This is a genomic window from Pseudomonas lini (assembly GCF_030812475.1).
Taxonomy (GTDB): Bacteria; Pseudomonadota; Gammaproteobacteria; order Pseudomonadales; family Pseudomonadaceae; genus Aquipseudomonas; species Aquipseudomonas lini_A.
Genome location: NZ_JAUSSR010000008.1, coordinates 276,341 through 298,080 on the forward strand (window position 1 = coordinate 276,341; position 21,740 = coordinate 298,080).

General features: G+C 60.3%; 19 protein-coding genes. 13 read left to right on the forward strand and 6 right to left on the reverse strand.

Features of this window, described 5'->3' with window-relative positions; all coding sequences use genetic code 11:
- Positions 1 to 125: 125 nt before the first annotated feature.
- The 8 genes from J2W17_RS17400 to J2W17_RS17435 all read left to right on the forward strand — a co-directional run bounded on the left by J2W17_RS17400 (position 126) and on the right by J2W17_RS17435 (position 8,757).
- Positions 126 to 458 carry a YceK/YidQ family lipoprotein gene (locus J2W17_RS17400; RefSeq protein WP_307336714.1) on the forward strand — a complete coding sequence of 111 codons (333 nt, stop codon included), beginning with the start codon at positions 126 to 128 and terminating at the stop codon, positions 456 to 458.
- Between the two features lie 176 nt (positions 459 to 634).
- Entirely contained in the window at positions 635 to 2,392 is a 1,758-nt protein-coding gene (locus J2W17_RS17405) for a carbamoyltransferase family protein (RefSeq protein WP_307336533.1), read from the forward strand.
- The gene (locus tag J2W17_RS17410; RefSeq protein WP_307336536.1) at positions 2,376 to 3,506 is read left to right on the forward strand and encodes a glycosyltransferase; all 1,131 of its coding nucleotides are present in this window, start codon (positions 2,376 to 2,378) and stop codon (positions 3,504 to 3,506) included. Before J2W17_RS17405 ends, J2W17_RS17410 begins: the two co-directional genes overlap by 17 nt.
- Complete coding sequence (locus tag J2W17_RS17415; RefSeq protein ID WP_307336539.1) at positions 3,506 to 4,402, forward strand: antimicrobial resistance protein Mig-14; 897 nt, start codon at positions 3,506 to 3,508, stop codon at positions 4,400 to 4,402. The genes J2W17_RS17410 and J2W17_RS17415 overlap by 1 nt, the downstream gene beginning before the upstream one ends.
- 8 nt (positions 4,403 to 4,410) lie before the next feature.
- Positions 4,411 to 5,841, forward strand: a complete 1,431-nt coding sequence (locus J2W17_RS17420) for a PIG-L deacetylase family protein (protein ID WP_307336542.1) — start codon at positions 4,411 to 4,413, stop codon at positions 5,839 to 5,841.
- Positions 5,838 to 6,794 (forward strand): glycosyltransferase, encoded by a 957-nt coding sequence (locus J2W17_RS17425; RefSeq protein WP_307336545.1) that lies wholly within the window; start codon positions 5,838 to 5,840, stop codon positions 6,792 to 6,794. The genes J2W17_RS17420 and J2W17_RS17425 overlap by 4 nt, the downstream gene beginning before the upstream one ends.
- A 55-nt stretch (positions 6,795 to 6,849) precedes the next feature.
- Positions 6,850 to 7,611, forward strand: a complete 762-nt coding sequence (locus J2W17_RS17430) for a glycosyltransferase family 2 protein (protein WP_307336547.1) — start codon at positions 6,850 to 6,852, stop codon at positions 7,609 to 7,611.
- Positions 7,612 to 7,659: 48 nt separating this feature from the next.
- Entirely contained in the window at positions 7,660 to 8,757 is a 1,098-nt protein-coding gene (locus J2W17_RS17435; RefSeq protein WP_307336550.1) for a glycosyltransferase family 4 protein, read from the forward strand.
- Here the strand turns inward: J2W17_RS17435 and J2W17_RS17440 are convergent.
- On the reverse strand, positions 8,752 to 9,318 hold the full coding sequence (locus tag J2W17_RS17440) for a toluene tolerance protein (RefSeq protein WP_307336553.1): 567 nt from the start codon (positions 9,316 to 9,318) through the stop codon (positions 8,752 to 8,754). The genes J2W17_RS17435 and J2W17_RS17440 overlap by 6 nt on opposite strands.
- A 149-nt stretch (positions 9,319 to 9,467) precedes the next feature.
- Here J2W17_RS17440 and J2W17_RS17445 point away from each other — a divergent pair, with 149 nt between their 5' ends.
- From J2W17_RS17445 to hldE, 3 genes are all read left to right on the forward strand, one after another.
- On the forward strand, positions 9,468 to 10,640 hold the full coding sequence (locus J2W17_RS17445; protein WP_307336557.1) for an O-antigen ligase family protein: 1,173 nt from the start codon (positions 9,468 to 9,470) through the stop codon (positions 10,638 to 10,640).
- A gap of 15 nt (positions 10,641 to 10,655) precedes the next feature.
- Positions 10,656 to 12,464 carry a lipid A export permease/ATP-binding protein MsbA gene (gene msbA / locus J2W17_RS17450; protein ID WP_307336560.1) on the forward strand — a complete coding sequence of 603 codons (1,809 nt, stop codon included), beginning with the start codon at positions 10,656 to 10,658 and terminating at the stop codon, positions 12,462 to 12,464.
- 181 nt (positions 12,465 to 12,645) lie between these two features.
- On the forward strand, positions 12,646 to 14,070 hold the full coding sequence (gene hldE / locus J2W17_RS17455) for a bifunctional D-glycero-beta-D-manno-heptose-7-phosphate kinase/D-glycero-beta-D-manno-heptose 1-phosphate adenylyltransferase HldE (protein WP_307336563.1): 1,425 nt from the start codon (positions 12,646 to 12,648) through the stop codon (positions 14,068 to 14,070).
- 258 nt (positions 14,071 to 14,328) lie between these two features.
- On the opposite strand, the gene J2W17_RS17460 is transcribed toward hldE, so the two are convergent.
- From J2W17_RS17460 to J2W17_RS17475, 4 genes are all read right to left on the reverse strand, one after another.
- The gene (locus tag J2W17_RS17460) at positions 14,329 to 15,297 is read right to left on the reverse strand and encodes a metal ABC transporter ATPase (protein ID WP_307336566.1); all 969 of its coding nucleotides are present in this window, start codon (positions 15,295 to 15,297) and stop codon (positions 14,329 to 14,331) included.
- Between the two features lie 32 nt (positions 15,298 to 15,329).
- Entirely contained in the window at positions 15,330 to 16,142 is an 813-nt protein-coding gene (locus J2W17_RS17465; RefSeq protein ID WP_307336569.1) for an aldo/keto reductase, read from the reverse strand.
- The gene (locus J2W17_RS17470) at positions 16,139 to 17,314 is read right to left on the reverse strand and encodes an NAD(P)/FAD-dependent oxidoreductase (RefSeq protein WP_307336571.1); all 1,176 of its coding nucleotides are present in this window, start codon (positions 17,312 to 17,314) and stop codon (positions 16,139 to 16,141) included. The genes J2W17_RS17465 and J2W17_RS17470 overlap by 4 nt, the downstream gene beginning before the upstream one ends.
- Positions 17,315 to 17,511: 197 nt before the next feature.
- Positions 17,512 to 17,844 (reverse strand): DMT family transporter, encoded by a 333-nt coding sequence (locus tag J2W17_RS17475; protein WP_008027887.1) that lies wholly within the window; start codon positions 17,842 to 17,844, stop codon positions 17,512 to 17,514.
- 103 nt (positions 17,845 to 17,947) lie between these two features.
- Here J2W17_RS17475 and J2W17_RS17480 point away from each other — a divergent pair, with 103 nt between their 5' ends.
- A complete protein-coding gene (locus J2W17_RS17480; RefSeq protein WP_307336578.1) occupies positions 17,948 to 18,868 on the forward strand; it encodes a LysR family transcriptional regulator in 921 nt (306 codons plus the stop codon).
- A complete protein-coding gene (waaA, locus tag J2W17_RS17485) occupies positions 18,861 to 20,138 on the forward strand; it encodes a lipid IV(A) 3-deoxy-D-manno-octulosonic acid transferase (RefSeq protein ID WP_307336581.1) in 1,278 nt (425 codons plus the stop codon). Before J2W17_RS17480 ends, waaA begins: the two co-directional genes overlap by 8 nt.
- 124 nt (positions 20,139 to 20,262) lie before the next feature.
- Here the strand turns inward: waaA and J2W17_RS17490 are convergent, their stop codons facing one another.
- Entirely contained in the window at positions 20,263 to 21,696 is a 1,434-nt protein-coding gene (locus tag J2W17_RS17490; protein WP_307336584.1) for a TolC family outer membrane protein, read from the reverse strand.
- Positions 21,697 to 21,740: the final 44 nt, after the last annotated feature.

The following is a 21,740-nucleotide window of genomic DNA, read 5'->3' on the forward strand; positions in this document are numbered from 1 at the left end:
AGAATGTCGTGAGTGTCACGAGAGGACAATTTTTTCTGAAAAGTCCTACATGAACTCCAGACCCCATGAACTATGCCCTCGATAGCCACGATGCTAGCTTGCCTGATGTATTTAGAGGGCAGGTAGTGGCTATGAAAAGGGCTGTTGTAATTGGAGCGTTCTCACTGGCCTTATCCGGCTGCGGGACTGCCGTGACAATGCTGCAGGATGATGCCGAAACAGCAAAGGATCTCCGACAAAGGCAGACCTACTGTCAATCCATCCCGCGTGCCTACAGCGGCCTGGCCTACGATTTCTGCATCCTCAATGCGCCGCCTGGCAATACGGCAGGTACAGCGCAAATGGGGTTTATACCCCTGATCTTTTTCGACCTCGTCGCTTCCGGGGTACTGGATACGGTCATCCTGCCTTACACCATTTATCTCCAGAGTCAGGACGGGAGCCTCTGGATCAGGTGAGGCACCGCAATAGCGGTGCGTTCTGTCGCGACAGACCTGTGTAAACAACCGCAGGGTCATTCCCGCCATGTTTACGCTATAATCCCGCCCTTTAGCTGTCACTCGCCCCTTGCGAGGGGCACATCAATTTTCGAGGCGCATTGCGCCTGCATGCAGACTAAAGAGGCTAGACCCCTGTGGCATTGACGATTCTTGGCCTGTCCGGCGCCCTTAGCCATGATCCTTCCGCAGCCTTGTACATCGACGGCAAGCTGGTGGCGGCAGCTGAAGAAGAGCGCTTTGTACGCGATAAACATGCAAAGAACCGCATGCCTTACGAGTCGGCGAAATTCTGTCTCGAGCAGGCCGGCATCAAGCCGTCCGATGTCGACGTGGTCGCGATTCCGTTCGCACCGATCAGCCTGTTCGGCAAGGCCCGTTGGCAATACGCCAAGCGCTACTGGTACGCCCCGGACCGCGCCCTTGACGCGATCCTGATGGGCAACCGTCGCTACAAGCGCTATCGCAACAAGATTGTCTGGTGCCTGGAGCAACTGGGCTTCGATCCGAAAAAGATCAAGATCGAGCCGGTCGAACACCACCTGGCCCACGCCTCCAGCGCATACCACTGCTCCGGCTTCAAGGAGAAAACCGCGATCCTGGGGATCGACGGCAAGGGTGAGTACGCCACGACCTTCTTCGGCTACGGCGAAAACGGCAAGATCCACAAGATCAAGGAATTCTTCGATCCGGACTCCCTCGGCGGCCTGTATGGCGCGATCACCGAGTTCCTCGGTTTCGAGATGCTCGACGGCGAGTTCAAGGTCATGGGCATGGCGCCGTACGGCGATGCCAGCAAATACGATTTCTCTCGGCTGGCCTCGTTCGAGAACGGCGAACTGGTGATCAATACCGAGTACGCCAACGTCATCGGCCTGCGTCGCTATAAAGAAAAGGGCAAGGGCTTCTACTTCTCGCCGAAGCTGATCGAGTGGCTGGGTCCCAAGCGCGAAGGCGATATCGCCGACGAACCGTACATCCACTACGCCGCGAGCATGCAAGCGCTGTTCGAGAAACTGGCGTTGCAGATGATCGACCATTACCTGGGCGATGTGCTCAAGGAAACCGGCAAGCTGGCCTACGCCGGCGGCTGTGCATTGAACGTCAAGCTCAACCAGAAAATCATCGCGCGCGATGACGTCAAGGAACTGTTCGTCCAGCCTGCGTCCGGCGATGCCGGCACCGCGGTTGGCGCGGCAGCTTATGTGTCCCACGCCCGAGGTGTGCCGGTCGAGAAGATGGAACACGTCTACCTCGGTCCGTCGTACAGCAACGAAGACGTGCTCGCCGCCTGCGCCCGTCACCCGAGCAAGCCGGTATGGCGCAAGCTTGGGAACATGCCGGAGAACATCGCCAAGATCATGGTCGATGGCCATCCGGTGGCCTGGTTTCAGGGCCGCATGGAGTTCGGTCCGCGTGCCTTGGGCGGTCGTTCGATCATAGGTTGCCCAAGCGCGACTGGCGTGGCTGACCGCATCAACCACCAGATCAAGTTCCGCGAGCGCTGGAGGCCTTTCTGCCCGTCGATGCTCGACACCGTTGCTCCGCAGATGATCAAGATCGATCACCCGGCGCCGTTCATGACCTTCACCTTTGAAGTGGCTGAAGAATGGAAGACCCGCGTGCCGGAAGTCGTCCATGAAGACGGCACTTCCCGGGCCCAGGTGCTCAAGCGCGAATACAACCCGCGCTACTACGACATGATGAAAGCGCTGGAAGTGCTGACCGGCAACGGCGTGTCGCTGAACACCTCGCTCAACCGTCGTGGCGAACCGATGATCTGCTCGCCGACCGATGCCTTGAACATGTTTTTCGGTTCCGATCTACAGTATTTGATCATGGAAGACATCCTGGTGGTCAAAGAGGGCGCGAACGCATATGACACGCTCGGCTGAACGCCATGTGCTGCAGTTCTGTCACGGCTATGACGGGCCGTTCCTGGACTGCGCACGGCAGTACGCCAGCCTGTTCGCGGGGACCGGTTATCGAGTGACCACGGTGTTTCTGACCGGGGTTGCCGATGCCGAAGTCGCCGCGGGCTGCGCTTCCGATGAAGTGCTGTTCATGGAATACAGCTCCAAGGCCATCCGTGGCCTGAAGCTGGGGGCCATCGGCGATTTGCGCAAGATCGCCGCCTCGCGCAATTTCAGTTTCTGTATCGCTCACCGTTTCAAGCCGATTTATATCGCCTTGCTGGGCACTTCGCTGCCGGTGATTGGCGTGCATCATGCCTTTGACGATTACAAGCGTGGCACCCGTAAGCTCTTCGCGAATATTTTTCGCAAGCGCTTGTGCCTGCTTGGGGTTTCCGATGCGGTGCGTGACGACATGCGCAGTTGCCTGCCGAAATGGCCGACCGCGCGTATTCAAACGCTCTATAACCGAATCGATGTACCGGCCTTGCAGGAGCGCCAGTTGTCGGTTCGCGAAGCTCGGGAATCCCTTGGTCTGTCGATGGATGCCTGGATCGTCGGCAACGTCGGGCGACTGCACCCGGACAAGGATCAGGACACGCTGTTGCAAGGTTTTGCCACAGCGTTGCCGGGTTTGCCGATCACCAGCCAACTGGTGATTCTCGGCGCCGGTCGACTGGAGCAGGACCTCAAGGCGCTGGCGCGTGAGCTGGGTATCGGCGACCGCGTGCTGTTCCTCGGCCAGGTGCCCGAGGCTCGACGTTATTTCCGGGCCTTCGATGCATTTGCCCTGAGCTCCGATCACGAACCGTTCGGCATGGTATTGCTGGAGGCCATGGCCGCCGGTGTGCCGTTGCTCGCCACAGCGTGTGGCGGTGCGAAGGAAGTGGTCGAAGGCGTAGGCATTCTGTTCCCGCTGGGCGATGCCGGGCGTTTGGCTCAAGGGCTGCAACATCTGGCCGCAATGGACGAGCAGCAACGTCGTCAGTGTGCCGAGTTGATGCTCGACCGCTTGCAAGAGCGCTTCTCCGACCGCGCGGTGCGTGACGCCTTCTGGCGTTTGCCGCCTGTTACCGAACTGGCACCGAGGGGCTGATGCTCAACCGATTTCAAGGCTGGCGCGAACGTGGCTGGACGGTCGTCGACGCGTCGACCTACGCCGAAGCCTGGCAACGTTATGGCGGCAGCGTCGCGACTCATCCCATGGTGGTCGAGCGGCTGGCGCGGCTGGCTGACATCCCGGTGCGCTACCTGGCCTGGGAGCAAGACGGCGAAGTTAAAGCCGCGATCCCGACCTGGGGTCGCGACCTGGCCTTATCCAAGGATGTGCTCAAGCGCCAGGGTAAAAAGGGCTTGTTCGACCTCGGCAATGCCGAATTCATTCTGCCGGCGGCGGTCGATGCCCAGGCCCCGCTGCGCCATCGCGGGCGCTATCTGTCGGCGTTGAATGAAGGTCGCTTCACCGGTATCAGGTTGCAGGCCGAACAATTGGCCATGGCCCGCACTCCCGAAGAACTGTCGAAGAAGTTCCGATACAACCAGCGCCGCGAATTGCGGCTGCTGGAAGAAGCGGGTGGAGTGGTGCGACCGGTCAGCGAGTTTTCCAGCAGCGAGCTGGCGGCCATTTATTGCGATCTGTTCCAGCGTCGCTGGGGTTTCCCGGCGACGGGCGCCGAACGCATGGCCGAGGTCATCGGGTTGTTGCGTGACCTGTTGATCGGCTCGGTGATTTTCCTCAACGATGCGCCGATAGCGATTCAACTGGTTTACCGTGTGGAGACACCCGAGTGGATCAGTGTCGAGTACATCAACGGTGGCGTCGATCCCGAAACCCGTGAATTCAGCCCTGGCAGCGTCTTGAGTTTTCTCAACACCCAAAGCGCCTGGGAGCATGCCCGGGCGCTGGATAAACCTCTGCGCTTTTCTTTCGGTCGCGCCGACCGTGAATACAAGGACCGCTGGTGCAATCCTGTGCCGGTGTTCACCGTGTGAGCCCGCCCATGAACCGCAAACAGCAACTGCTCAAGCGCCATCGGCGCAATAAACGCATCGGCCTGTTGATTGCGCTGGCGCTGTTGATTGCCTGCGGCGTGCTGGTGGTCTGGTGGCTGCCGGTGCTGCTTGCGGTCCTGGGCTGGATTGCCCACGAGGCATGGTTTGCCGACCATCTGTTTTATTCGCCCTCCGACGATTACCAGTACAGCTTCCCACCGTATACCCAGCAGCCCAAGGTGCACCTGGACGGGGACCGGTTGCGGTTGGACGAAGGCGTGATGCTGGTCGATAACGCCACCCTGATACTGGCGCTGCGGATAAAAAGCACCTGGCTGGGACGCTTTATCGACCCCGTTGTCGAGCTGGCCGGTGGTGCCGATCCGGACCACCAGACCTTCGAGCGTGGCGTCGATGGTTTGCGTTACCTCAATCTCACGGGGCAGGCTTCTGTTCTCTCGCAAGGCGAGTTGCGTCTGCGCGGACGCTTCTGCCGATTGCTCGGCGAGCCAGTGCTCTGGGCGTTCGAACATCCGGATTACAGTCGTCAGCGGGTGATGGTGATCGCGCCCCACGCCGACGACGCCGAACTCGCCGCATTCGGCTTGTACAGCAGTGCTGAACAAAGCTGGATCGTGACCCTCACCGCCGGTGAAATCGAGGCCGGGCACTACCGGCAAATGGGGCTTGATGGCGTCGAAGCGTCTCGGCTGAAGGGTTCGCTGCGCGCCTGGGACAGTGTCAGCGTGCCATTGTGGGGAGGCGTGCCTCAGCAACGCTGTATTCAACTGGGTTACTTTTGCCTGCAGTTGCCTGCCATGCAGAGCGCACCGACCGAAGCCGTAGCGTCCCGTGAGGCACAGCTGGGCGATACCCGATATTTCCGCCGATTCAATCCATTTGCCCTGGGCAGCGACGTCGATGGCATGCCATCCTGGAATAATCTAGTGGCTGATCTGCGTGAGTTGATCGAGCGCGTCGAGCCGCAGATCATTGTCTTGCCGCACCCGCACCTGGATCCGCATCCGGACCACCTGTGTTCGCAGCAGGCGGTGATGCAGGCCTTGAGTGGCACGGCGTGGCAGCCGGAAACATTGCTGCATTATGCCAATCACCTGCACGACAACGATCGTTGGCCAATGGGCGACGCGGGCACAGGCGTGGCACTGCCGCCCCAGATCGGAGCGCATGAATCGTTGCGTCCCTGGACGCTTTGTCTGTCGACCGACATCCAGTGGCGCAAGGCTATGTCGCTGGGCATGATGCACGACCTTCAACCCCCGCCGCCCTTCAAGCGTCTGCTGCGCCGGGCGATACAACGTTGCCTGGCGGGCCGACGCTGGCGGGCGTTCGGCGAAAATGATTTTATGCGTAAAACGGTACGACGCCACGAGTTGTTCTGGGTCCAAGAGTTGTCTGGAAAGAGAGAGTCCAATTGAAAGTCCTGTTTCTGGTGCAGAAAGAGCAGCGGGCGATTCTCGATCGGCTGTATGACGGCATCGCCGAGCATTGCGAGTGCGACAAGCGCGAACTGTCCAGTGAAGAGCAGGACGACTTGCGTGGGTATTTCCGCAAGAATGTCGATGTGACCCGCTATGACCGTATCGTGTTTTTCCTGCGCTTCAAAAAGGAAATCAGGCAGGTAAGGTTCATCCAGACCGTGCCCAACCTGGTCATTCTCGAGCACGATGCCTACCAGAATTACATTCCCTGCAAATACACCGGCAAGTTCAGCGCCCATTATCGCAAGCTGCCCTGGGCGCGGGTGATCAGCTCCGGTTTCATGGTCAGCGAGCGTTTGCGCGCAGAGGGCTTCGACGCGGTATTTGTTCCGAAGGGCTACGACCAGACGTTACTGCAGGACCAGGGCCGTGAACGGGATATCGAGCTGGCGTTTGTCGGCAGTACCAACAGCGTCGCCTACAGTGGCCGCAAGGCGCTGCTCGATGAGTTGGGACGAGTCGAATCGATGGTCGTCACTCGCACCAAGTCCGGTGAAGAGTACTGTGACACACTCAACCGCATTCGCTTCTTCGTCAGCGCCGATGTCGGCATGGGCGAATTCATGATCAAGAACTTCGAGGCCATGGCATGCGGCTGTGTGTTGCTGGCCTACGATCAGGGCTCGGCGGAAAGCAGCGCGCTGGGTTTGCAGGACATGCATAATGTGGTGCTCTATCAAGATGTCCCGCAGCTCCAGCAGAAGCTGGCCGTCTTGCGGGCCGACCCGGAGCTTGCGCAGCGCATCGCCGTCAATGGTCGCGAACTGGCGGTCAGCCAGTTCAGTTTCGCGCGGATTGGCCAGCGTATCGTCGAAGCGCTCGAGCCTGCACTGCGCCCTGGCACCCCGCTGGGACTGCTGGAAAAAGTGCGTCTGAAACTGGGCGTTTGACAAGGGCTGTCCAGCCGTTGACAGGGCTGGCACTTTGACTTTAATCGGAAATCAGGTGCACTTTTCTAAAGAAAGTAACATCACATTAGTGGTTACCAGCTGTGGCCGCCTGGACCTGCTCAAGATAACTCTCGAGAGTTTCGACCGGTTCAATACCGCCGCGATCCGCGAAGTCTTCATCACTGAAGATGCCGGCGATGATCGGGTGCACTCGGTCATTCCCGTCCATTGGAAAGATCACTGCACGGTGTTCGTCAACCGCCCGAAGCTCGGCCAGCTGGCGTCGATCGATCTGGCGTACGAACACGTCAGCACGCCCTACATCTTTCATTGCGAGGATGACTGGGAGTTCTATCGCCCGGGGTTTGTGGAGGATTCCATGGCCATCCTCGAGTTGCGCCCGGAAATTCTCCAGGTGTGGTTGCGCAACTATATTTACGATCTGTGTGTGCACAGCCCCTACATTCACCTGGGAGCCCGTGAAATTATCGGTGGGGTGCCGTGTTACCCGCTAATCTCCGATAAACCCGAGTGGCAGAGTTTTTCGCTGAACCCCGGGCTGCGTCGCATGAAGGAATATCGGCTCTGTGCCCCCTTTGCCGAACACGGTGGGGAAAAGGCGTTGTCGCAGCGTTACGCACAGCTCGATTTGACTGCGGTGACGCTGGAAGGTGATGCCGTTCGGCATACCGGATTTGGCCTCCATGTACAGACGTCGGTTGAGCGTCGCCGCAAGGCGCGGCGCAGTCGACGTGATCATGTGAAGTCCGGGTTGCTACTATTGCTGGGAGTCTGCATTGGCTGGTTCATCAACTAAGTGCACCACCGCTTGTCACTCAGGACCCATGCATTGGCTTGTTGCTCTATGAATATCCTTAACGTCATGTGGTCCGGTGGTGCTCCATACGCATCGATTCACAAGGTTCATCAGCAAATTCTCTCGCAGGCTGGCCCCACTGCATCAGTGAAGACCTGGCTGCTGCAAGGCAGCGTGTCCGAGTGTGGGCTGAGCGTTGGCGACGCCCGGGAATGGAAACTGTCCTCAGCCCGTCTGAAAGGGCGGCATTTCTGGCGGTTGACGAAGCCCTGGATGCAGGCCGGCTTTCAGAAGGCGCTCACGCAGAGCGAGGCGCACCTGCTACTGCTCGATGGCCTGGGCGTCGCACGCACGGTTTTGCCCCTTCTCAAAACAGTGCCACGGATCCGCGCGGTGGTGATTTTCCATGGTTCCACGCGTCTGCGTGCTGCTGATCGAGCGCTTTTCGAGCAGCTCACTGCGTCTTCCCGGCTGACCCTGGTTGCAGTGTCCAATACCCTGGCCACCCAGTTGAGCGCCGACCTCCAATTGCCCGTGATGACCATGCGCAGTGCGTTCGACCCGGCCTCCTTCCGTTCGGCAGTGCTCTCGCGAGAGCAGGCCCGTGCCCGGTTGGGATTACCCCTGGACAATTCGCCGGTGCTGGGTGCGGTCGGACGATTCGAGGATAAGAAGGGGTTTGCGTGTTTGATCGACGCCTTTACTTCGGCCTTGCGGCAACGACCCGATTTGCGCCTGGTGATCATTGGCGAAGGATCGACCCGGACAGCGCTGCAAGCACGCATCGATCACCTGGGATTGGGTGCCCGTGTCTCGTTGCCAGGTCATCTCAACGAGGCTGCACAGCTTTACAGTGCCTTCGACTGGGTCGCGATCCCTTCGCTCAGCGAGGGGCTGGGGTTGATCATGCAAGAGGCGGTGATGGCGGGCGTGCCGGTCATGTCCAGCGAATTGGCGGTGTTTCGCGAGCAGCTGGCTCATACGGGCTGGTACGCCGCCGTCGATGATGTCAGTGCCTGGAGCGATGCCATCGTGCGCGCGTTCAGCGTCTCTGCGAAAGACGTCGCAGCGAAGCAGTATCTGGAACTGGCGCCGGACCAGGCCTGGTCGGACTTCACTCAAGTTGCCCGTCAATTGCTCTCATGACGGCAGAACGGCTCGCTCCAATGCTTGCATTGGAAAGCTGCCGTTCAGGTTCTCTCGGGCAATATAGCGAGCGAAGTGTTGCAGGTTGCGCTTGATCAGATGCCTGGGCAGCGGGGCCCGCAGGAAACGCATGTCCGCCACATCGATCAGGCCCATGCGATTGTCCGGCGTCACCACGATGTTTCCCAGGTGCAGTGAACGAAAGTAGATACCCGAGGCATGAAGACTGCGTATCAGGCCCGCCAGGGCAGGCAGGTTCTGCTGCCAGTTGAAGCCCTCCTTGTCGGCAATCTGGCGCAGGGTTTCTCCGGGTAAAGGCCGGTAGAGCACAGCCGTCATGCCAGGGGCCTGCAGTCGAAAGAACTGCAGGACCTCAAAGGTCGGCACACCCAGCTTTTGCAATTCGATGGCATTGTCGATGAAGCGCTTCGAATACGGACGAAACATCGCGGAAGAAAAAATACGCTTGCGCCGGAACAGTTTGAGGATATTCCCATCCTGCAACAGGTAGACTTTCGGGCCGAAGCTATCGGCCTCCAGAATTCTGGCGCCTTCAATCATTCGATTTAAAGCGTCTTGCGCAAGTCGGGAGCATTGCATGTAGGAAGCCTTGTTGGAATAGCGGGGCACTGTGGCGGGCAATGATGCCGAAAAGTTTCAGTTTTAACCATGCCGGGTTAGGCGGGGTGAACCAATCAAGGAGCACATTGATGCAGGAAACACGCTGGGCGCAAGCATGGATGACGATCGGTCTGCTGTGGTTCCTGTTGGCCATCGCCCTCGCGCCGACAAATAAACTCTATCAGCAAGGTCTGGTCGCAATGCTCTGGCTGCCGGCCATGATGTTCGCCTGGTCGGCACGGGCCAGGCTCGCGGAACTGATTGACAAGCAACGCTGGGTCTACCTGCCATTGCTCGGTCTGATGGTCTGGTCATTGATCAGTCTTACGTGGACCAACGCCGAGGACCCGGGTCGCGAAGCCAAGCGTTTGTTGTATATCAGTGTATTTCTGCTGTTCTTCCCGGTCTTTGCCAATGCCCGACCCGAGCGGGTCATACGCGTCATGCAATGGGGCGGCTTGGGGTTGGCGTTGACCGCGTTGGCGGCGATGGTCAAATTCTACGTGATCAATGGCAGCGTCTGGTATGCGCGCGTCGAGGGTCTGGGCGAATTGGCCCATCCGATTCTGGGGGGGTATGTCATTGGGCTTGCGGCCGTGTGGCTGATGCATTGGGTCCCAAGCGATCGCCGGCTGCAAGCAGTCTGGGCGCTCGCGCTGGGGTTGCTTGGGGCCTTCGTAGTGCTGAGCCAGAGCCGTGGCGCCGCATTGGCGCTGTTCCTGACGTTGCTCGCCATGCCCATCTGGTGCCGCGATCGTCGCAGCCGCATCGTTGCCGTGTCGGCATTGCTGGTCGCGATGCTGGCTTTCTGGTTTCTGGAACCTTTGGTGTTGGCCCGCGGTGTTTCCTATCGTCCGCAAATCCTGATGGCAAGCCTGCAGATGATCGCCGAACATCCCTGGCAGGGGTTGGGACTGGGTGGCGCCTACAGGGTGTTCGCCGACGGCATTTACTTTGACCATGCCCATAACCTGTTCACCCATGTCGCTATCGAGCTGGGCGTGCCGGGCCTGTTATTGTGGTGTGCGGCCTGGATTGCAATCCTGCATGGGGCCTGGAAGGCCCGGGAAACACTCTATGGTCAAGGTATCATCGGCATCTGGCTGTTTTCATCCCTGGCCATGCAATTCGACGCGGCCAGCCTGACTGGAACCCCAAGGGCGGAGTGGTTCATCAGTTGGTTGCCAGTAGGCCTGGCCGGTGTTTTGGTCTGGGCGCGGGCCGATTCCGGCGCTTGTGATAAAATTTCGCGTTCTTCCTAACCAGTGAGCTCTACGATGAGTGAAGCACCGCCCAAAGCGGGACAGGATTCCAGCCTGAAAATCTATTTTCGGCTGTTGGGGTATGTAAAACCCTATACCGGCCTTTTCCTGCTGAGTATCGTGGGCTTCGTGATATTTGCCTCCACTCAGCCCATGCTGGCGGGGATTCTCAAATATTTCGTCGATGGCCTGAGCAATCCTGAAGCGGTGCTCTTCCCCAACGTCCCCTACCTGAAAGACTTGCAGTTGCTGATGGCCGTGCCATTGCTGATCATCCTGATCGCCGCGTGGCAAGGCCTGGGGTCATTTCTGGGTAACTACTTCCTGGCGAAGGTTTCACTGGGCCTGGTCCACGACCTGCGTGTCGAATTGTTCAACAAGCTGCTGGTATTGCCCAATCGTTATTTTGATACCCACAACTCCGGGCATCTGATCTCGCGCATCACCTTCAACGTGACCATGGTGACCGGCGCAGCCACGGACGCCATCAAGGTGGTCATCCGTGAAGGCCTGACCGTGGTGTTCCTGTTTGCCTACCTGGTGTGGATGAACTGGAAACTGACGATCGTGATGCTGGCGATCCTGCCGATCATCGCGTTCATGGTCGGCAATACCAGCAAGAAATTTCGCAAGCAGAGCAAGAAGATCCAGGTGGCGATGGGCGACGTGACTCACGTGGCTTCCGAGACCATCCAGGGGTATCGCGTGGTGCGCAGCTTCGGCGGCGAAAGCTATGAAAAGCGTCGCTTTGCCGAGGCCAGCCAGGGCAACACCGACAAACAATTGCGCATGACCAAGACCGGTGCGGTGTATACGCCCATGCTGCAGTTGGTGATCTATACCGCCATGGCCGTGCTGATGTTCCTGGTTCTGTTTCTGCGCGGCGACGCCTCCGCCGGTGATCTGGTGGCCTACATTACCGCGGCGGGTCTGTTGCCCAAGCCGATTCGACAGCTGTCGGAAGTCAGTTCCACCATCCAGAAAGGCGTCGCCGGTGCCGAAAGCATTTTCGAGCAGCTCGATGTCGAACCTGAGGTCGACAACGGCACCGTCGAACGTGATCGCGTCAGCGGCCACCTGGAGGTACGCAACCTGAGTTTCACTTACCCGGGGACCGAGCGTGAAGTGCTGAAAAACATCAACTTCACCGCGGCCCCGGGGCAAATGATCGCCCTGGTCGGCCGCTCGGGGAGCGGCAAGTCGACCCTGGCCAGCCTGATTCCGCGTTTCTATCACCACGACATCGGCGACATCATGCTCGATGACGTGGAGATAGAAGACTATCGCCTGCGCAATCTGCGTCGGCATGTGGCGCAAGTCACGCAGCATGTGACCCTGTTCAACGACACCATTGCCAATAACATTGCCTACGGTGACCTGGCGGATGCACCGCGTGCCGATATCGAAAAGGCCGCCACGGATGCCTACGCAATGGACTTCATCTCGGAAATGCCCGAGGGGCTGGACACTCAGGTCGGGGAAAACGGCGTGCTGCTGTCCGGCGGACAGCGTCAGCGTCTGGCGATTGCCCGAGCCCTGTTGAAGAACGCACCCTTGCTGATACTCGACGAAGCGACGTCGGCGCTCGATACCGAGTCCGAGCGGCATATTCAGGCGGCCCTGGATCATGTCATGAAAGGTCGCACGACCCTGGTGATCGCGCACCGCTTGTCGACTATCGAGAAAGCCGATCTGATCCTGGTCATGGACCATGGGGAAATCGTCGAGCGTGGCACCCACGCCCAGCTGCTGGCGCAAAATGGCTACTATTCGCGCCTGCATGCGATGGGGCTGGACGAATCTGTATCGGCCGGCATCGCTTGAACCGGCGAGAGGGTGGGCCTGGCTCACCCTCTCGCATGGCCGACGTGCAATGCGTTCGGTGCCATGCCCACAGCCATGAATGGAAAACCCAGTCGAATCATCCCGTTGCAGCCGTCACACAAGCCCACGCCAAGCCTGTGTTAATATCGCGGCCCTGTTCATTTTGTATGTGGGTTGCACCATGAAGTTGTCCATGCCGCGATTCGATCAAGCCCCTGTCTTGGTGGTTGGCGATGTCATGCTCGACCGCTACTGGCATGGTGGTACCTCACGGATTTCCCCTGAGGCGCCGGTACCGGTAGTCAAGGTCGAGCAAATCGAGGACCGCCCGGGCGGTGCCGCCAACGTTGCGTTGAACATTGCAGCACTCGGCGCCCCGGCGTCGCTGGTCGGCGTCACTGGCGACGATGAAGCCGCCGACAGCCTGGTCAACAGCCTCAAGGGGGCGGGCGTGCGGGCATTGTTCCAGCGCATTGCCCACCAGCCGACCATCGTCAAGCTGCGGGTGATGAGTCGTCACCAGCAACTGCTGCGTATCGACTTCGAAGAACCTTTCGCTACCGACGCCTTGGCGTTGGGCGATCAGGTCGACGAACTGCTCGAAGGCATCAAGGTTCTGGTGCTGTCGGACTATGGCAAAGGCGCGTTGAAAAACCATCAGGTGCTGATCCAGGCCGCCCGTGCCCGCGGCATTCCGGTGCTGGCCGACCCCAAGGGCAAGGATTTCTCTATCTACCGTGGTGCGAGCCTGATTACCCCGAACCTCAGCGAATTCGAGACCATCGTCGGCGGCTGCGCCGATGAGCACGAGTTGGTGAGCAAGGGCGCGCAGTTGATGCATGACCTGGACCTCGGTGCATTGCTGGTAACCCGTGGCGAACACGGCATGACCTTGTTGCGTCCGGATCATCCGGCGTTGCACTTGCCGGCCCGTGCCCGTGAAGTGTTCGATGTGACCGGTGCCGGCGACACAGTGATTTCCACCCTGGCGGCAGCGATTGCCGCCGGTGAAGAATTGCCCCACGCGGTAGCCCTGGCCAACCTGGCGGCGGGTATCGTGGTCGGCAAGCTCGGTACGGCGGCCATCAGCGCCCCGGAACTGCGGCGGGCCATCCAGCGTGAGGAAGGCTCCGAGCGCGGTGTGCTGGGGCTTGAGCAACTGGTGCTGGCGGTCGCCGATGCGCGTGCGCACAACGAGAAGATCGTCTTCACCAATGGTTGTTTCGACATTCTGCACGCCGGCCATGTGACCTACCTCGAACAGGCACGGGCCCAGGGCGATCGCCTGATCGTGGCGGTCAACGACGATGCGTCGGTCAGCCGGCTGAAGGGCCCGGGTCGACCGATCAACAGCGTCGACCGTCGCATGGCGGTACTGGCAGGGCTGGGCGCTGTGGACTGGGTGATCAGCTTCCCTGAAGGCACTCCGGAAAACCTGCTGCGCGAAGTCAAGCCGGACGTGCTGGTGAAGGGCGGCGATTACGGGATCGAACAGGTGGTGGGCGCGGACATCGTGGCGGCTTACGGTGGCATCGTGAAAGTGCTGGGGCTGGTTGAAAACAGCTCGACCACCGCGATTGTCGAGAAGATCCGCCAGTCTGAATGACAGCCCCCTTGTAGGAGCTGGCTTGTCGAATCGTCGCACCGCAGCGAAGGTCGTCAACGATAACGCGTGTATTCCTGAATCAACGCGGCGCCCTCGAGTCCTTCGCTGGCAAGCCAGCTCCTACAGGGCGAAGGTCGTCAACGATAACGCGTGTATTCCTGAATCAACGCGGCGTCCTTGAGTGCATCGCTGGCAAGCCAGCTCCTACATGGGTATGTGTACACCTGCGTGAGCTGCCGAAGGCTGCGATCCTTTATTTCAAGAACTGACTTTTTTCTGCGGCACGATCTTCTTCAGCAGTTGCCTGGCCTTCCCGCGCAACCGCGCCAGGCCGGAATCCTTCCCCGGCGGGGTCAGTCCCTGCTGCCGCACCCAATCCTTCCAGCGAATCCGTTCGTCGCGCACCAGCCAGCCTTCCTGTAGGGCGAAACTTTCCGCCAGGTACAGCCCGCGAGTGCTCGCCGGGTACAACTGGTCCTTTTTCAACGTAAAGAGCTCAGCCATCGGCTGGCCGTCTTGCAGTGGCATCAAATACAGGTCGGGACGCTTGCGGTCGAGCCGGGCCACCAGTTGATCGCCTTCCAGTCGCTCGTCGACATGAAACAGGCTCAGGGATTTGGCTTCCTTGGGCACGTCCAGGCGCAAATCGTAGATCAGTTGCAATGAAGCGGTCGGCAAGTGCACGTAAGCCCGCGGTCGTTCGATCAGCTGCATATTGGCGCAACGCACCGGTCGCGCTGCGCCGGACAACGGGGTCAGGCGAAAGGGCAAGGCTTCACGGTAATGCAGGGCCGAAGAGTAGGGCGCCGGCAACCAGGTGTCGTTGAAGCGTCCGCCGAGCCAGCCTTCCGGCGTTTCCAGCAGGCATTCTTCGGCAATCTCCTGGATCGCGGTGTGCAGCGGCAGGTTCAGCTCGTGGGCCGGTACGTAGCCTGAGATCAGCTTGAGCACCACGTCGCCGCGGTCCTGCCGCCGTTGACGCACCAATACCCAGTAATCGCGATTCTGCCAATGCAGGGTCAGGCGCACCGAGACCCCGAGATTGGCCAGCTCCAGCGCGAAGCGTTCGGTATCGGCCACCGTTACCGGGCGGCGACGTTGCAGGGTCTGGGAAAAATTGAGCGGCATCCCGACGCTCTGGTAACTCAAGCCTTCGGGAGTCGCTTCGACGAATAACGGCAGGGTCTTGAAGTTGCTCGGGTTCTTTCTTATGAGCGTACGCGGCATGTCGGCTCCTGCTTAAGGCCGCGTGGGCGGCATCAGTTTCTACGTAGGACCTGGGCAACGGTCGCGACGTTGTGGGCGAGGTGCAGCGGATCGATAGTCCCGACAATAGCACTGGCGACACCCGGATGTTCAAACAACAATTCGAAGCTGGCACGCACCGGGTCCACGCCCGGACTCAGGCAGACGTGACCGCTGGCGAGGGCTTTCTTGACCAGGATCGCTTTGCCGTGGGCAGCAGCATAGTCAATGACCGGCTTCTCGTGCTGTTCGTTCAGATTGTAGGTGACCATGGCGCAATCACCTTGTTCCAGAGCCTTCAAACCGCCTTCGACGGTTTTTCCCGAGAAGCCGAAACCGCGAATCTTGCCTTCGGCTTTGAGCTCGGCGAGGGTCCCATAGACTTCGCTGCCATTGAGGATTGCCAGGTCGTTGCCATCGGAGTGCACCAGCACCAGGTCGATAAAATCCGTTTCCAGACGTTGCAGGCTGCGTTCCACCGAGAGGCGAGTATGCGCCGCACTGAAATCGTGTCGGGACAGACCGTCGGCAAACTCTTCGCCGACCTTGCTGACAATCACCCAATCCTGACGCTGACCACGCAATAACGGGCCAAGGCGTTCTTCGCTGCGGCCATAGGCCGGGGCCGTATCGATCAGGTTGATGCCCAGGTCGCGCGCGAGTTTGAGCAGCATGCGCGCTTCGTCATCGCCAGGGATCTGGAAACCGTTGGGGTACTTCACACCTTGATCACGACCGAGTTTTACCGTGCCCAGGCCCAGCGGTGAAACCAGCAGGCCGGTGCTGCCCAGAGGGCGATGCAAATCGTGCAGGGTCGGTTGGCTCATGGCAGCAGTTGCTCCCAGGCTGGAATGCCCATCGGCGGTCTTGGCAATTGCGGCAGCGGTGCCGAATGGCCTGGCTGGATGCCGTCCCGTTGCAAGGTACCTATGACACGGTCGGCGAAGTCCGGCGCCAGGGCCAGTTTCGTGGGCCAGCCGACCAGCAATCGGCCTTCTTCGGCAAGAAACGCGTTGTCGGGGCGGGTCAATCCCGATTGTAGAGGCTCGGCGCGATCCACGCGCAAGGTCGCCCATTGCGCGGTGCTCAGGTCGATCCATGGCAGCAACTGACCGAGTTCTTTGCGGGCCGTGGCGATTTGCGCGGCGGGTTCGCGGGCGACACCTTCGGCTTCGGCGATATCGCCACCCAGGTACCAGACCCATTGTCCGTCGGCGGCGGGGTGCGTGGTCACGGTGAGACGCGGCTTGGTACCACCGCCCAGGCAGTGGGCGTACAGCGGCTTGAGGCCCGGGCCTTTGGCGATGATCATGTGCAACGGTCGGCGTTGCATGGCGGGATGGGTCAGTCCCAATGTTTCAAGCAGGCTCGCGGTGCCGGCGCCGGCGCTCAAGACGATGCGCTGGGCGCGGATCTCGCGCTCGTCCACCTTCAGGCCGATCAGTTTCCCACCTTCGAGCAAGGGTTCGACCTTCTGTCCGGCGAGCAGGCTGTCACCCGCCAGATCGGCCAGACGCTGGATCAGGCTGGGCACATCGATGACCAGTTCTGCCAGCCGATAGACCTTGCCTTTGAAGCGCTTGTCTTGCAGGGCAGGGGGCAACTGCTCCCCGGTGACCTGGTCGACGCGACCGCGCACGGCTTTGCTGGCGAAGAAGCTGGTGAGATTGCCGGCGATCGTGCCAGGGGACCAGAGATAATGCGCGTCGGACAGCAGGCGCACGCCGGACAGGTCCAGCTCACCGTTCCCGGCCAGCGCTTCACGCCAGCGGCGGGGCATATCGGCGATGGCTTCCGAGGCACCCGTCAGGGCGCCATGCAGTGCGTACTTGGCGCCGCCGTGGATGATCCCTTGGGATTTCATACTCTGCCCGCCACCGAGGCTGGCGCTTTCCACCAGCACGGTCGAAAAACCCTGGCGGCGCAGGCGCGCATTCAGCCAGAGCCCGGCGACACCAGCGCCGACAATCAGGACGTCGGTGGAAATAACGGATGGCATGCAGCGACCTCAGTGTTCAAGACGAGGGCGCAGTATACAGACTCGACGAAGAGGGGATTTGTTGGCAATCAACAGGGCGCATGCAAAAACCTGTGGGAGCGAGCTTGCTCGCGATAGCGGTGGGTCAGTCAACGTTGATGCTGAATGTCATGTCGCCATCGCGAGCAAGCTCGCTCCCACAGGGGATGGGGTGTCAGTTAGTGTCCGGCGGTTTTGGAGAAGAGCTGGATCACTACGACACCCAGTACGATAAGCGCCATCCCCAGCATCGCCGGCACATCCAGTTTCTGCCCGTAGATAAACAGCGCCGCGACGCTGACCATCACGATGCCCATGCCGGCCCAAACGGCGTAGGCCACGCCCACCGGAACGCTGCGCACCACCAGCGTCAGCATCCAGAACGCAATGCCATAACCGACGATGACCAGAATCAGTGGCAGAGGTGTACTGAAACCCTTGACCGCTTTCATCGAAACAGTGGCGATCACTTCGGCGCAGATGGCAATGGCCAGGTAGTAGTAAGCGGTCATAGGTGCATCCTCATGTGAAGCGTTGCTTTCTGAGTTCGGCATTCTAGAGATTCGCCAGATGCGGTAAAGTCATTACCTATCTGTTCTAGCGATGGGTTTGGCCATGAACATGCAATGGAATCTGGATCAGCTGCGTTTGTTTGTCAGCGTAGCGGAACAGCGGTCGTTCTCCGCCGTGGCGCGGGAGCAGCGCAAGGCGCAATCGGCCGTCAGCAGTTCGATTGGGTTACTGGAGGAGGACTTGGGTGTCAGCCTGTTCGATCGCAGCAGCGGCCGCCAGCCAAGGCTCACCGACGCCGGTAATGCCTTGCTGGAAGAGGCGCGGGAAGTGCTGCGCCAGTGTGAACGCCTCAACGGTCGGGCGCTGGCGATGATGCAGGGCCAGGAGGCACGCCTGTGCGTTGCTCAGGATGAAGCGATGCCTTTTCAACCGGTCATCGACAGCCTGGAAGCCATGGCTGAGCAGTTCCCCAGCCTGGAGGTTCAGCTGTCCAACGGTACTCAAGGTGATGTGGCGCGCAAACTGGTGGAGCGCAAGGCCGACCTGGGGCTGCTGTTCTACCATGATCAAATCCCGCAAGCCCTTGAGCGGCGGGTGTTGGGCAGTATTGAAATGGTCACGGTCTGCGGGGTCGACCATCCATTGGCGGCCCAGGGTAGCGTCAACTGTCAGCAGATGGCCCAGCATCGGCAGTTGTTGATGGCCACACAGTCCAGTGTCTATCCCGGCAGCGAGCCGGCCAGCCCGCAAGTCTGGCGTGCCGACAGTTTTTACGTGATGGCCGAACTGTTGATGCGCGGCCTCGGCTGGGCCTGGTTGCCGAGAAACGTGGTGCAGTATCCGGCCTATCAGGGGCATATCGTCGAACTGGTCAGCGAATGGACTCCGCCGGCATTGATCGTGGAACTGGTCTGGCGCCGCGACGAGCCCCTCGGTCCGGCTGCCCGTTGGCTGGCGGAACGTTTTGCCGTGCATTTGCGGGCGATCGGCGAAAAACCCGATAAACTCCGCCGCCATGAATAGAACTCTCTACACCGCGCTGTTTTACCTGGGGCTGCCATTGGTAGCGATTCGGCTGTGGCTGCGGGCGCGCAAGGCGCCGGCCTATGCCAGACGCATTGGCGAACGCTTCTCCGTCGGACTGCCAGCGATGCAACCGGGCGGTATCTGGGTGCACGCGGTCTCCGTGGGCGAAAGCATTGCCGCCGCGCCGATGATTCGCGCCTTGCTGCAACGTTATCCGACACTGCCGATTACCGTGACCTGCATGACCCCGACCGGTTCGGAGCGCATCCAGGCACTGTTCGCCAATGAACCGCGCATTCAGCACTGCTATCTTCCATACGACTTGCCCTGCGCCGCGGCGCGATTTCTTGATCGGGTCCGGCCGACACTGGCAGTGATCATGGAAACCGAGCTCTGGCCGAACCATATTCATCAGTGCGCCAAGCGCGGGATTCCCGTGGCGCTGGCCAATGCGCGCCTGTCCGAGCGTTCGGCCAAGGGGTATGGTCGTTTCAGGAAATTGACCCGGCCGATGCTCACCGAGATGAGCCTGTTCGCGGTGCAGACCGAGACCGAGGCCCAGCGCTTCCTTGACTTGGGTGCGCGTCCGGAAACGGTCGAAGTGACCGGTTCGATCAAGTTCGACCTGACCATCGACCCGGCATTGCTCCAGCGCGCTGCCGCGTTGCGGGAGCAATGGCAGGCGCAACAGCGACCGGTCTGGATCGCCGCCAGCACCCATGACGGTGAAGACGAAGTGGTGCTGGCGGCTCATCGTCGGTTGCTCATCAGTCATCCCGATGCGTTGCTGATTCTGGTTCCGCGCCATCCGGAGCGTTTCAACGCGGTGTTCGTGTTGTGCCGGCAGCAGGGTTTCGCGACCCTGCGGCGCTCCACGGGCGAGCCGGTGACCGCGGGTACTTCGGTGTTGCTGGGCGACACCATGGGTGAATTGTTGTTTCTGTATGCCCTGGCCGACAGTGCCTTTGTCGGCGGCAGCCTGGTGCCCAATGGCGGACACAATCTGCTGGAACCGGCGGCATTGGCCAAGCCGGTGCTCAGCGGGCCGCACCTGTTCAACTTTCTCGAAATCGCCGCGCAGTTGCGCAGTGCCGGGGCGTTGCAGGAAGTGGAGGATGCCGAAGGCCTGGCGGTGGCGGTGCAGCGGCTGTTCGAGTTGCCCCGGGATGCGCAGCGGATGGCAGAGGCGGGGTTGAACGTGATGCGCAGCAACCAGGGTGCGTTGCAGCGGTTGCTGGACGGGTTGGGGCGGTTGATCGAGCGCTAATCTGTAGGAGCGAGCTTGCTCCGGGCGGCGTTCCGACGATGGACTCAAGAGCTCCGCGTTTAACCGGTAAACACGCGTTATCGTTAACGACCATCGCGAGCAAGCTCGCTCCTACAGGGGGGGCTCAAGGTCTGGCTTTGAGCTGATCCGCTGCAGCCTTGGCCAGGTCCGGCGGCAGGAAGTCCTTGTCCGGGTTGTAATCGGGCTTGAGATAGCGCTTGAGATCCTGCAGGTCCCCAGGGTTCAAGGTGCCGGCAGCCTGTTTCAGACGCAGGTTGTCGAGGATGTAGTCGTAGCGGGTGTTGTTGTAGTTGCGCACAGAGGTGTACAGCTGGCGCTGGGCATCCAGCACATCAACGATGTTACGCGTACCCACCTGATAACCGATTTCGGTCGCTTCGACGGCGCTCTGGTTGGAAATGATCGACTGCTTGCGCGCCTGCACCTGCTCGACGTCGGTGTTCACCGCACGGTGCAGGTTACGGGTATTTTCCACCACTTGCCGACGCAGGCCTTCGCGCTGTTGTTCGGTCTGGTCCAGGCGTGAGTAAGACTCGCGAACCTGTGAAGTGGTCAAGCCGCCGCTATAGATCGGGATACTCAACTGCAGCGCCAGCGTGCGCTGCTCGACGTTGCCGCCGTAAGCCTGGCCGAAGGCGTTCGGGTTGCTGAAACCCAAGGCGTCGTTGTCACCCTTCTCGTATTTGGCCACGGCATCCAGGGTCGGGGCGTGACCGGCCTTGCGTTGCTTGAGGGTTTCTTCGGCGGCGCTGACCGCGTAGTTGCTGGCCAGCAGATTCAGGTTCTGCCTGGCGGCAGTGTCGACCCAGGCTTTGGCATCGTTCGGTGCCGGCGGCAGGATCGGCAAGGTGTGGACGATGCCCTGGATCGAGTTGTACTGCCGGTTGGTCAGGGTGATCAAGGCTTCGAACGCGTCGTCCACCTGGCGTTGCGCAACGATCCGATTGGCACGCGCCGTGTCGTAGCTGGCCTGGGATTGCAGCACATCGGTCTTGTCCGAGAGGCCGACATCGAAGCGTTCGTTGGATTGATCGAGCTGGCGCTTGAAGGCCGCTTCTTCGGCCTTGGTCGAGGCCAGGTTGTCCTGGCTGCGCAGCACGTTGAAGTAGCTTTCGGCCGTTTGCAGGATAAGGTTCTGCTCGGTCGCCGAAAGTTGCAGCGCTGCCTGCTCGTTGACGTTCTTGGCGGCCTGATACTGGAACCAGCGATCGGCACGGAACAGTGGCTGGGCCAGGGTCGCCTGGTAAGAGTTGGCGCTGCGATTGGCAATGGCCGCCGGTTGATCGATATCGGTACGCACGTTGGCGACCTGGGCGCCACCGGAGAGGTTTGGCAACAGGCCGGCGCGGGCCTGGGGCACGACTTCCTTCTGGGCGCCGTACTGGGCCCGTGCCGCCGCCAGGTCGGCGTTGTTATCCACCGCTTCCTGATAGACGCTGACCAGGTCGGTGTTGGTCGATAAGGGCGCTTCTGCTGCCCAGGCCATTCCATTTGACGCACAAGACACGGCAAGGGCCAGTGAGAGTTTGCGCAGCATGAGGCCATCCCTAAAAATTACGCTGATAATTTGAGCGCCAAGGC